Source organism: Actinomadura violacea (assembly GCF_017573465.1).
GTDB lineage: Bacteria > Actinomycetota > Actinomycetes > Streptosporangiales > Streptosporangiaceae > Spirillospora > Spirillospora violacea.
This window is the reverse complement of the sequence record NZ_JAGEPF010000011.1, coordinates 309,143-321,221: the sequence shown is the minus strand read 5'-3', so window position 1 is coordinate 321,221 and position 12,079 is coordinate 309,143. Positions and strand designations below refer to the sequence as shown.

Annotated in this window: 10 protein-coding genes; all 10 read left to right on the top strand. The window is 72.3% G+C overall.

Annotated features, from left to right (window positions below):
• Positions 1–2,095, top strand: a 2,095-nt coding sequence (gene infB, locus J4709_RS19625; RefSeq protein ID WP_208242739.1) for a translation initiation factor IF-2, incomplete at its 5' end; no start/stop codon positions are given.
• A gap of 219 nt (positions 2,096–2,314) precedes the next feature.
• Positions 2,315–2,623 carry a DUF503 domain-containing protein gene (locus J4709_RS19620; protein WP_246342456.1) on the top strand — a complete coding sequence of 103 codons (309 nt, stop codon included), beginning with the start codon at positions 2,315–2,317 and terminating at the stop codon, positions 2,621–2,623.
• Positions 2,624–2,738: 115 nt separating this feature from the next.
• Entirely contained in the window at positions 2,739–3,254 is a 516-nt protein-coding gene (rbfA, locus tag J4709_RS19615; protein ID WP_208242737.1) for a 30S ribosome-binding factor RbfA, read from the top strand.
• A 455-nt stretch (positions 3,255–3,709) separates the two neighbouring features.
• The gene (locus J4709_RS19610) at positions 3,710–4,792 is read left to right on the top strand and encodes a DHH family phosphoesterase (RefSeq protein ID WP_232383715.1); all 1,083 of its coding nucleotides are present in this window, start codon (positions 3,710–3,712) and stop codon (positions 4,790–4,792) included.
• Positions 4,793–4,801: 9 nt separating this feature from the next.
• Entirely contained in the window at positions 4,802–5,674 is an 873-nt protein-coding gene (gene truB / locus J4709_RS19605; RefSeq protein ID WP_208242735.1) for a tRNA pseudouridine(55) synthase TruB, read from the top strand.
• 133 nt (positions 5,675–5,807) lie between these two features.
• Positions 5,808–6,512, top strand: coding sequence for a PAQR family membrane homeostasis protein TrhA (trhA, locus tag J4709_RS19600; RefSeq protein WP_208242733.1), 705 nt, complete (start codon positions 5,808–5,810; stop codon positions 6,510–6,512).
• 109 nt (positions 6,513–6,621) lie between these two features.
• Positions 6,622–7,563, top strand: coding sequence for a bifunctional riboflavin kinase/FAD synthetase (locus tag J4709_RS19595; RefSeq protein ID WP_208242789.1), 942 nt, complete (start codon positions 6,622–6,624; stop codon positions 7,561–7,563).
• Positions 7,564–7,761: 198 nt separating this feature from the next.
• Positions 7,762–8,031 (top strand): 30S ribosomal protein S15, encoded by a 270-nt coding sequence (gene rpsO, locus J4709_RS19590; RefSeq protein ID WP_021599383.1) that lies wholly within the window; start codon positions 7,762–7,764, stop codon positions 8,029–8,031.
• Between the two features lie 278 nt (positions 8,032–8,309).
• Positions 8,310–10,637 (top strand): polyribonucleotide nucleotidyltransferase, encoded by a 2,328-nt coding sequence (locus J4709_RS19585; protein ID WP_208242787.1) that lies wholly within the window; start codon positions 8,310–8,312, stop codon positions 10,635–10,637.
• Positions 10,638–10,740: 103 nt separating this feature from the next.
• Positions 10,741–12,060, top strand: a complete 1,320-nt coding sequence (locus J4709_RS19580) for a M16 family metallopeptidase (protein ID WP_208242725.1) — start codon at positions 10,741–10,743, stop codon at positions 12,058–12,060.
• The last annotated feature ends 19 nt before the right edge of the window (positions 12,061–12,079 follow it).

Here is a 12,079-nt window from a genome sequence, read left to right as displayed (position 1 = left end):
CGGCGGCGGTGGCCGTCCGGGCGGCGGCGGCCGCGGTCCCGGTGGCGGCGGTCGCCCCGGTGGCGGCGGCGGCTTCGGCGGTCCCCGTGCGGGCGCCGGCGGACGTCCCGGCGGTGGCGGCGGCTTCGGCCCCCGTCCCGGTGGCGGCGGCCGCGGACGCGGCGGCACGCAGGGCGCGTTCGGCCGTCCCGGCGGACGTCCCGCGCGCGGCCGCAAGTCGAAGCGGGCGCGTCGTCAAGAGTTCGAGAACATGCAGGCGCCCGCCGTCGGCGGCGTCTCGGCTCCGCGCGGCAACGGCAAGGCCATCAGCCTTCCGCAGGGCGCGTCGCTGACCGACTTCGCCGAGAAGATCGGCGCCAACCCGGCGTCGCTCGTCGCGATCATGATGCACCTCGGCAAGATGCTCACCGCGACGCAGTCGGTCGACCCCGACGACCTGCAGGCCCTGGGTCTGGAGCTGGACTTCGAGGTCCATGTCGTCAGCCCCGAGGAAGAGGACCGCGCGCTGCTCGAGTCGTTCGACATCGAGTACGGCGAGGACGAGGGCGGCGACGAGCACCTCGAGTCCCGTCCGCCGGTGGTGACCGTCATGGGTCACGTCGACCACGGTAAGACCAAGCTGCTGGACGCCATCCGGCACGCCAACGTGCAGGCGGGCGAGGCCGGCGGCATCACCCAGCACATCGGCGCCTACCAGGTCGAGACCGTGGTCGACGGCGAGGACCGCAAGATCACCTTCATCGACACCCCGGGCCACGAGGCGTTCACCGCCATGCGTGCCCGCGGTGCCGACACCACCGACCTGGTGGTGCTGGTGGTCGCCGCGGACGACGGCGTGAAGCCGCAGACCACCGAGGCGATCGACCACGCCACGGCGGCCGGGGTGCCGATCGTCGTCGCGGTCAACAAGATCGACGTCGAGGGCGCGGACCCGAACCGGGTCCGGGCGCAGCTCACCGAGTACGGCCTGGTCGCCGAGGAGTTCGGCGGTCAGACCCAGTTCGTCGACGTGTCCGCCAAGCAGGGCACCAACATCGACGGGCTGCTCGAGGCGGTCATCCTGACCGCCGACGCCGAGCTGGAGCTGAAGGCCAACCCCGACATGCCCGCCCAGGGCTCGGCCATCGAGGCCCACCTGGACAAGGGCCGGGGCGCCGTGGCGACCGTGCTGGTGCAGCGCGGCACGCTGCGGGTCGGCGACTCGATCGTCTGCGGCGTGGCCAGCGGCCGCGTCCGGGCGATGCTCGACGAGAACGGCAACAACGTCGAGGAGGCGGGCCCGTCCCGTCCGGTGATGGTGCTCGGCCTCGCGGCCGTGCCCGGCGCCGGCGACAACTTCCTGGTCGTCGAGGACGACCGGGTCGCCCGGCAGATCGCCGACAAGCGGGTGGCGCGCAAGCGCAACGCCGAACTCCTGCGCAGCCGCAAGAGCAGCTCCCTCGAGGAACTGTTCAAGGACTTCCAGGAGGGCAAGCGGCAGGAACTGCTGCTCATCCTCAAGGGCGACGTGTCCGGTTCGGTCGAGGCGCTGGAGGACTCGCTCCTCAAGATCGACGTGGGCGACGAGGTCAGCCTGCGGATCATCCGCCGCGGTGTCGGCGCGATCACGCAGGACGACGTCAACCTGTCGCTGGCGTCCGAGGAGGGCGCGGTCATCATCGGCTTCAACGTGCGGCCCGAGCGCAACGCGCAGGAGCTGGCCGACCGCGAAGGCGTCGACATCCGCTACTACTCGGTCATCTACCAGGCGATCGACGAGATCGAGGCGGCCCTCAAGGGCATGCTCAAGCCGGAGTTCGAGGAGGCCCAGCTGGGCACCGCCGAAATCCGGGAGATCTTCAAGGTGCCGCGGATCGGCAACGTCGGCGGTTCGATGGTCACCTCGGGGATCATCCAGCGCAACGCCAAGGCCCGCCTCGTCCGCGACGGCGTCGTGGTCGCCGACAACCTCACGGTGTCGTCGCTGCGCCGCTTCAAGGACGACGCGACCGAGGTCCGCGAGGGCTTCGAGTGCGGCATCGGGGTCGGCTACAACGACATCAAGCTCGGCGATGTCATCGAGTGCTTCGAGATGCGGGAGAAGCCTCGCGTCTGAGGCCCGCACTCGCGGCATCCGATCGTCCGGCACGAACGTCCGCGCGGACCAGGCCTGCGGGCCCGGTCCGCGCGGGCGGCCGTCCGGGACGGACCGGTGAAAAAATGTGACACGACGCCAGGCGGTTCTTCTAGCCTGGCGTCTGTCATTCCCGGGCGCCCGCCGGACGCCTGGGAACACGGCGGCTGATCGCCGTCGTTCCTACTTGTGGATCCCGAGGTGATCGACCAGGTGTACGTGGGTGCGCTGACGCTCGACCTGCTGCTGGGGGACGTGCGGTCGCTGAAGCAGAAGCGGTCGGTGGTCCGGCCCATCATCGCCGAGGTGCGCAAGCACTTCCCGGGGGTGGCCGTGTCCGAGACCGGCGACAACGACCTGCACCGCAGGGCGGAGATCGGGATCGCCGTGGTCTCGGGCACCGCGGCCAACTGCACCCAGGTGCTCGACCAGTGCGAGCGCCTGGTGTTCGGGCGGCCGGAGATCGAGCTGCTGTCCGCGCGGCAGCGGCTGTTCAACGACGAGGAATGACCGGCCGGAGCCCGGCGCGCCGCCCCGGCGGGGCGCCGGACGACGGGCCGGCACACCGGGGCCCGCGGGGGTTCGCCCCCGCGGGACCCCGCGACCATAGAAAGGGAGTGCGATCATGGTGGACGCAGCTCGGGCGCGCAAGCTCGCCGACCGCATCCAGCAGATCGTGGCCGAGATGCTGGAGAGGCGGATCAAGGATCCGCGGCTCGGCTTCGTGACCGTGACGGACACCCGCATCACCAACGACCTGCGCGACGCGACCGTGTACTACACGGTGTACGGGTCGGACGGCGAGCGCGCCGAGACGGCGGCGGCCCTGGAGAGCGCCAAGGGCGTCATCCGGTCGGAGGTCGGCAGGAAGACCGGGGTGCGGCACACGCCCAGCATCACGTTCGTCATGGACTCCCTGATGGAGAACGCGGCGCACATCGACGACCTGCTCGCCAAGGCCCGCGCGAAGGACGCGGAGGTGGCGCGGGCGGCGCAGGGCGCGGCCCCGGCGGGGGAGGCCAACCCCTACCGCGAGCCCGCTCCCGCGGACCTCGACGACGAGGCGGACGGCGAGGACCTGGACGACCTGGACGCGGCGGAGGACGGTGAGGACGGCCGGTCCGGACGCCCGTCGTCGTGAGCGGGCCCGAGGGGCGCGCGGACGAACCGGGCGCCGCCCGGGCCGGCGACTCCCCGCAGGACGGCGGGGGCGGGCACCGGGCGAGCGGCCACGACACCGTGCCCCGCATCCCCGCGACGCCCCTGCCCTTGAAGGCCCCTGCTCCGGCCGCGACCGGGTCGAACGGTGTCGGCGCGAGCACGTCCGCCCCTAACGGCACGGGCCCCGCTGGACCGTCCTCGAACGGCACCGTCCTGAGCGGGAGCGGCCCTGGCGGGATCGTCCTGAACGGTGCGCCGGCGAACGGGGCCGGCCTGAAGGGGACCGGCACTGCTGGGGACGGCCCTTCCGGACCGGCCGCGAACAGTGCCGGCCCCAACGGCGCCTGCCCGGGTGGAGACGCCTTGGGGCGGACCGCTTCGAACGGTGTGCCGAATGGTGCGTCCGCGAGTTGGGCTGGTGCGAAGGGCGTTGGATTGAACGGCGCCGGGGCTTCGGACGGGGCACGTCCGAACGGGACCGAGGGCGCCGGTTCGCCGGCGCGGGCGGGCCTGCCCGACGCGGCCGGCGCCATGGACTGGGACCGGGCCGTCGAGCTGATCGAGGCGGCCGACGAGGTGTGCCTCGCCTGCCACATCGCCCCGGACGGGGACGCGCTCGGCTCGATGCTCGCGCTCGCGCAGGCGCTGCACGCGATGGGCAAGCGGTGCCTGGCCTCGTTCGGCGAGCCGTTCGCGGTCCCGGCGATCCTGCGGTTCCTGCCCGGCCAGGAGTTCCTGGTCGAGCCCGCGCGGATGCCGGCCGCTCCGGCGCTGATGATCTCGCTGGACGCGGCGGGGCAGGCGCGGCTCGGGACGCTCGCCGAGGCGGCGGGCAGGGCGGAGGCGCTGATCGTGGTCGACCACCACGCCTCCAACGTCGGGTTCGGCGGCGTCCGGCTGGTCGATCCGGACGCGGCGGCGACGGCGGTGCTGGTCGAGGAGCTGATCCGGCGGCTCGGCGTGCCGCTGGACGGCGACATCGCGCAGGGCCTGTACGCGGGGCTCGCCAGCGACACCGGCTCGTTCAAGTACCCGTGCACGACGCCCGAGGTGCACGACCTGGCCGGACGGCTGCTGACGGCCGGGGTCCGGCCGGAGGCGGTCAGCCGGGAGCTGTGGGACCGGGCGCCGTTCGGATACCTGCAGGTCCTGGCGGGGGCGCTGGCGCGGGCCCGGCTGGAGCGGGACGCGGCGGGCGGCCACGGCCTGGTCTGGACGACGATCGCCCGGTCCGACCGCGAGGCCCGCGACGTCCCCTACGACCAGCTCGAAGGCGTCATCGACCAGCTCAGGCGCACCGACGAGGCCGAGGTCGCGGTCGTGCTGAAGGAGAACGACCGCGGCGAGTGGTACGTGTCGACGCGCGCGAAGGGCGCGGTGGACGTCGGCCGGGCGTGCGTGGAGCTGGGCGGGGGCGGGCACCGCACCGCCGCCGCGTTCACCATGGGCGGGGAGCCCGCCTGGATCATCGACCGGCTGCGCGCCGCGCTGCGCGAGCCGGGCCCCGACGAGGAGTAGAGAGCGCGCGTGGAGAACTCGGGACTCGTCATCGTGGACAAGCCGGCGGAGTGGACCTCGCACGATGTGGTGGGGAAGATGCGGCGGCTGGCGAAGACGCGGCGCGTCGGGCACGCCGGGACGCTGGATCCGATGGCGACGGGCGTGCTGGTCCTCGGCGTCGGGAAGGCGACGCGGCTGCTCGGCCATCTCGCGCTGACGCGGAAGGGCTACGACGCGACGATCCGGCTGGGCGAGTCGACCAACACCGACGACGCGGAGGGCGAGATCACGGCGACCGCGTCCGCCGCGTCCGTGGCCGACGAGGCGCTGCAGGCGGGGATCGCGGCGCTGACCGGGCCGATCGAGCAGGTGCCGCCGCAGGTCAGCGCGATCAAGGTGAACGGGCAGCGGGCGTACAAGATGGCCCGCAAGGGCGAGGAGGTCGAGCTCGCCGCGCGTCCGGTGACGGTGCACGAGTTCCGGGTCCTGGACGTCCGGCGGCACGGCGAGGTGATCGACGTGGACGCGTCGGTGTCCTGCTCGTCGGGGACCTATATCCGGGCGCTGGCCCGGGACCTGGGCGCGTCGCTCGGCTGCGGCGGGCACCTGACGGCGCTGCGCCGCACGCGGGTCGGCCCGTACGACCTGGCGATGGCGCGGACGCTCGAGCAGCTCGGCGAGGAGCTGGAGATCCTGCCGATGGCGGAGGCGGTCGGGGCGGTGTTCCCGCGCCGGGACGTGTCGGAGGACGACGCGCGCAAGGTCGCGCACGGCGGGCGCCTGGCGGCGGCGGGTCTCGGCCCGGGCCCGGTGGGCGTGTTCGCGCCGGACGGGTCGCTGCTGGCCCTGGTCGAGGAGCAGGGGAAGGTCGCCAAGCCGCTCGCGGTGTTCGTCGGCTGACCGGGCGGGCATCGATTATGGACGCCGGGGTCCGCCGCTCCGCCGTGGCGAGCGTCACCCGCGGCGGCGATGCGCGCGAACCTACGGTCGCGTAACCTACGAAACCGTAGGTTAGTTGCTGAGGAGGCTGTCGATGACCGCGGTGACCGATCCCGTGACCGACCCCGCCGGCGAGCCCGGACCGGGCGCCGAGGCCGCGTCCCCGACCAAGCCGCGGATGCGCGGCTGGCTGCACCTCGGCGCGTTCCCCGCCGTCATGCTCGCCGGGCTGGTGCTCGTCGCGCTCGGCCCCACCACGCTCGCCCGGCTCTCCTCGGCCGTCTACGTCGCCACGTCCGGGCTGCTGTTCGGGATCTCCGGTACCTACCACCGGCAGGCCGGCTCGCACCGGCTGATCGAGGTGCTGCGCCGCTTCGACCACGCGAACATCTACCTGATCATCGCCGGGACGTACACCCCGTTCGCCGTGCTGGCCCTCGACGGCGGCCTGCGCATCGCGGTTCTCGCCACCGTATGGACGGGGGCCATCGCCGGTGTGGTGTTCCGCACCACCTGGATCGGTGCCCCGCGCGCGCTCTACGTCACCCTCTACATCGTGCTGGGCTGGGTCGCGGTCTTCTTCCTGCCGCAGTTCCTCGACGGCGCGGGCGTCGTCGCCTGCGTGATGGTCGCGCTCGGAGGCATCTGCTACAGCGTCGGCGGCATCGTCTACGGGCTGCAAAGGCCCAACCCGTCCCCGCGCTGGTTCGGCTTCCACGAGGTGTTCCACGCCTGCACGCTCGCCGCGTACGTCCTGCAGTACATCGCCGTCTCGTTCGTCGTCTACCGGGCCGGGTGACCGCCGGGCGGTCCGAAGCGCGCCCCCTCGGTAACGGCACCGGACGGCGCATGGCACCCTTATGACGACAGACAGAACCCGCAGGGACGTCCTACGCAGGGAGAGCATGGTGCGGCGCTGGCATGGCCTCGACGAGGTTCCCGCCGACTGGGGCCGTTCGGTGGTCACCATCGGGGTGTTCGACGGGGTGCACCTCGGTCATCAGCGGATCGTCGGCGCCGCCGCCGAGGAGGCGCGCCGCCGCGGCCTGCGCTCGGTGACGATCACCTTCGACCCGCATCCCGACGAGGTCGTCCGGCCCGGCACCCACCCGCCGCTGCTCGCCACCACCCAGCGGCGCATCGAGCTGCTGGAGGGCCTCGGCACCGACGCGGTCGTGGTCGTGCCGTTCACGCTGGACCTGTCGAAGACGCCGCCGGACGAGTTCGTCCAGCAGGTCCTGGTGGACCGGCTCCACGCGGCCCACGTGATCGTCGGCGAGGACTTCCGGTTCGGGCACAAGGCCAAGGGCGACGTCGCGCTGCTGAAGGAGCTCGGCGAGAAGTACGACTTCACCGCCGAGGGCATGCCGCTGGTCGCCAACGGCGACACGATCTCCTCCACCTACATCCGGGAGCGGCTGGAGGCCGGCGACGTCGCGGGCGCCGCGGGCGCGCTCGGCCGCCCGCACCGCGTCGAGGGCGTGGTCGTCCGCGGCCACCAGCGCGGCCGGGCGCTCGGCTTCCCCACCGCGAACCTGGAGACGCTGCCGCACACCGCGGTCCCCGCGGACGGGGTGTACGGCGGCTGGCTCGTCGCCGACACCGACCGCTACCCCGGCTTCCGCTGGCCCGCCGCGATCTCCATCGGCACCAACCCGACGTTCGAGGGCGCGGGGGAGCGGACCGTCGAGGCCTACGCCCTGGACCGCGACGACCTCGACCTGTACGGCGAGCACATGGGCGTCGACTTCACCGCCCGCATCCGCGACACCCTGAAGTTCGACTCGATCGACGCCCTCATCGAGGAGATGCGGCGCGACGTCGCGCGCGCCCGCGAGATCACCTCCTGAGCCTCCCTGGCCTCGTCGGGCGGGGTCTCGGACCGGTTCCGTCATGGGGCCGACATGGTACGGTGAAGAGTCGCCGGGTGGGTCCCGGCGCGGCTGGCTGCACCCTCATGCGGCTCGCCACCTCTCAAAACGCACCATGCGGACCCGGGAGCCCCACGGGGCCGGATCTGCGGGTGACGATCTCATCGAAGGAGCCACGTGTCGCTCGACACCGCCACGAAGAACCAGATCATCGCCGAGTACGCGACCACTGAGGGTGACACCGGATCCCCGGAGGTCCAGGTCGCACTGCTGACGCGCCGCATCAACGATCTGACCGAGCACCTCAAGGAGCACAAGCACGACCACCACAGCCGCCGTGGCCTGCTGCTGCTGGTCGGCCGTCGTCGCCGGCTCCTGAAGTACCTGAGCAACAAGGACATCAACCGCTACCGGCAGCTGATCGAGCGACTCGGTCTGCGCCGCTAGCACGCTGAGGGAGTGGCCCGCCGGGCCGCTCCCTCTCTTTCTGTGAGCCGGGCGGGGCCGCGACGTCCCGTCCGGCGGTAGAACCGAAGAAGAGCCTCGCGGACACCGCTGGTGCGGGCCGGTCCTCGGTAGTGGCTTCCGGATCCGTTCCGCCGCATCGGCGGGCGTGACGATCCGGGTGCTTCGATCGAAGACCGGCAGCGTGAAAGCCACGGGAAACGGCCGCGAGGACCGATGAAGAAACCCTGAGGAGGTTTCCCGTGACAGAAGCCGTGCGCATCGACGGTGCGCAGAGCACCGAGGCCGTGATCGACAACGGCACGTTCGGCACCCGCACCATCCGCTTCGAGACGGGCCGGCTGGCCCGCCAGGCCGCCGGCTCCGCCGTCGCCTACCTCGACGACGAGACGATGGTGCTGTCGGCGACCACCGCGTCGAAAAAGCCCAAGGAGAACCTGGACTTCTTCCCGCTGACCGTGGACGTCGAGGAGCGGATGTACGCCGCCGGGCGCATCCCCGGCTCGTTCTTCCGCCGCGAGGGCCGGCCGTCCGAGGACGCGATCCTGACCTGCCGGCTGATCGACCGGCCGCTGCGGCCGTCGTTCCGCAAGGGGCTGCGCAACGAGATCCAGATCGTCGAGACGATCATGGCGCTGCACCCCGACCACCTGTACGACGTCGTGGCGATCAACGCCGCGTCGATGTCCACCCAGCTCGCCGGGCTGCCGTTCTCCGGCCCGATCGGCGGCGTCCGCGTCGCGCTGATCGAGGGCCAGTGGGTCGGCTTCCCGACGCACCCCGAGCTGGAGCGCGCGACCTTCGACATGGTCGTCGCCGGCCGGGTGCTGGAGGACGGCGACGTCGCGATCATGATGGTCGAGGCGGAGTCCACCCGCGACACCCTCAAGCTCGTCGGCGAGGGCGCGACCGCCCCGACCGAGGAGACCGTCGCGCAGGGCCTGGACGCGGCCAAGCCGTTCATCAAGGTGCTGTGCCAGGCGCAGAGCGAGCTCGCGGCCGTCGCCGCGAAGGAGACCGCCGAGTACCCGATCTTCCTGGACTACCAGGACGACGTGCTCGCCGCCGTCACCGAGGCCGTCAGCGACGACCTCGCGCAGGCGCTGACCATCGCCGGCAAGCAGGAGCGCGAGTCCCGGCTCGACGAGATCAAGGCCGGCGCGGTCGAGAAGCTCGCCGAGCGCTTCGAGGGCCGCGAGAAGGAGATCTCCGCCGCCTACCGCGCCGTGACCAAGAAGCTCGTCCGCGAGCGGGTCATCCGCGACGGGCTGCGCATGGACGGCCGCGGCCTGAAGGACATCCGCCAGCTCACCGCCGAGGCGCACGTGCTCCCGCGGGTGCACGGGTCGGCGCTGTTCGAGCGCGGCGAGACGCAGATCCTCGGCGTGACGACGCTGAACATGCTCCGCATGGAGCAGATGATCGACACGCTGAACCCCGAGCGCACCAAGCGCTACATGCACAACTACAACTTCCCGCCGTACTCCACCGGTGAGACCGGCCGGGTGGGCTCGCCGAAGCGCCGCGAGATCGGGCACGGCGCGCTCGCCGAGCGCGCGCTGCTGCCGGTGCTGCCGACCCGCGAGGAGTTCCCGTACGCGATCCGGCAGGTGTCGGAGGCGCTCGGGTCCAACGGCTCCACCTCGATGGGCTCGGTCTGCGCGTCCACCATGTCGCTGCTGGACGCGGGCGTCCCGCTGAAGCAGATGGTGGCGGGCATCGCGATGGGCCTGATCAGCGAGGGCGGCGAGTACGTCACCCTCACCGACATCCTCGGCGCCGAGGACGCGTTCGGCGACATGGACTTCAAGGTCGCCGGCACCCGCGACCTGATCACCGCGCTGCAGCTGGACACCAAGCTCGACGGCATCCCCGCCTCGGTGCTGGCCGCCGCGCTGAAGCAGGCCAAGGGCGCCCGGCTGGCGATCCTGGACGTCATGCAGGAGGCCATCGAGGCGCCCGCCGAGATGAGCCCGAACGCGCCGCGGATCATCACCATCAAGGTCCCGGTCGACAAGATCGGCGAGGTCATCGGCCCGAAGGGCAAGATGATCAACTCGATCCAGGACGACACCGGCGCCGACATCACGATCGAGGACGACGGCACCATCTACGTCGGCGCCACCGACGGGCCGTCCGCCGAGGCCGCGCGGACCGCGATCAACGCGATCGCGAACCCGCACATGCCGGAGGTCGGCGAGCGGTTCCTCGGCACCGTCGTCAAGACCACGACGTTCGGCGCGTTCGTGTCGCTGCTGCCCGGCAAGGACGGCCTGCTGCACGTCTCGCAGATCCGCAAGCTGCACGGCGGCGCCCGGATCGAGAACGTCGAGGACGTGATGGGCGTCGGCGAGAAGATCCAGGTCGAGGTCACCGAGATCGACCAGCGCGGCAAGCTGTCGCTGGTGCCGGTCGAGGTGATCGAGCGGGAGGCCGCCGAGCGTCCCGAGGACGGCGACGAGCCGGCCGCCGCGGAGGCCGACGGCGACTCCGGCGAGCGCCGGGAGCGCCGCGAGGACGGCGACAAGCGCGCCCCGCGCCGCCGCCGCACCCGCCGCGGCGACGACTCCGGCCAGCGCAACTCCTGACCGAGCACGTGATGACCGACCGGCCTGCCCGCCCCGGGCAGGCCGGTCGGCCGCTTTCCGCCCCCCGTCCGTCCCTGGACCACCATCGAATGCGAGCGACACCGTGACCCTGCTGGCGCGGGCGCAGGAGCCCGGCACCACCACCACGATCCACACCGACGAGGCCGGTGCGGTCCGCCGCACCGTGCTGCCCGGCGGGCTGCGGATCATCACCGAGTCGACGCCGGCGGTGCGGTCCGCGGCGTTCGGCGTCTGGTCGGCCGTCGGGTCCCGCGACGAGGCGCCCGCCGACGCCGGCGCCAGCCACTACCTGGAGCACGTGCTGTTCAAGGGCACGCGGCGCCGGTCGGCGCTGGAGATCTCCGCGGCGGTCGACGCGGTCGGCGGCGACCTCAACGCGTTCACCGCCAAGGAGTACACCTGCTACTACGCCCGGGTGCTGGACTCCGACCTCCCGCTCGCGGTGGACGTCGTGTCCGACATGGTCGCCGACTCGGTGAACCGGCCCGAGGACGTCGAGGCCGAGCGCGGCGTGATCCTCGAAGAGATCCACATGCGCGACGACGACCCCGGCGACCTCATCCATGACGAGTTCGCGACCGCGCTGTACGGCGACACCCCGCTCGGCCGCCCGATCCTCGGCACCGAGGACTCGATCAACGCGCTGTCCCGCGACCGCATCCACGGCTACTACCGGGAGCACTACACCGCGTCCAACCTGGTGGTGTCCGTCGCCGGGAACATCGACCACGACGAGGTCGTCCGGCTGGTGTCGGAGGCGTTCGCCGGCCACCTCACCGGCGACGCCGAGCCCGCTCCGCCGCGCGTCGGCGGCCCCGCCGCCCCGGTCGACCCGCGCACCGTCGTGATCGACAAGGACACCGAGCAGGCGCACATCGTCCTCGGCGTCCCGGGCGTGTGCCGCACCGACGACCGCCGCTTCGCGCTCGGCGTGCTGAACGCCGCGCTCGGCGGAGGCATGTCGTCCCGGCTCTTCCAGGAGATCCGCGAGAAGCGCGGCCTGGCCTACTCGGTGTACAGCTACACCGCCCAGTACGCCGACTCCGGCATCTTCGGCGTCTACGCGGGCTGCCAGCCCGGCAAGGTCGACGAGGTCCTGTCGATCTGCCGCGACGAGGTGGGCTGGGCCGCCGAGCGGAGCCTCACCGAGGAGGAGCTGGAGCGCGGCAAGGGCCAGCTGCGCGGCGCGATGGTCCTCGGCCTCGAGGACACCGGCTCCCGGATGAGCCGCATCGGCAAGAGCGAGCTGGTGTACGAGTCGCTGCTGCCGGTCGACGACGTCCTCGCCCGCATCGAGGCCGTCACCCTCGACGACGTCCGCGACGTCGCCGGCGAGATCCTGTCGGCCCCGAGCGCCCTCACCGTCATCGGCCCCGTCGGCGACCGCGACTTCCGGAGTTAGCGCACCGGCCGACCGGGTA

Excerpts from the sequence above, each read along its gene's own strand:
- trhA (WP_208242733.1), top strand. The coding sequence starts at position 5,808 with ATGACCGCGGTGACCGATCCCGTGACCGACCCCGCCGGCGAGCCCGGA.
- rbfA (WP_208242737.1), top strand. The coding sequence starts at position 2,739 with ATGGTGGACGCAGCTCGGGCGCGCAAGCTCGCCGACCGCATCCAGCAG.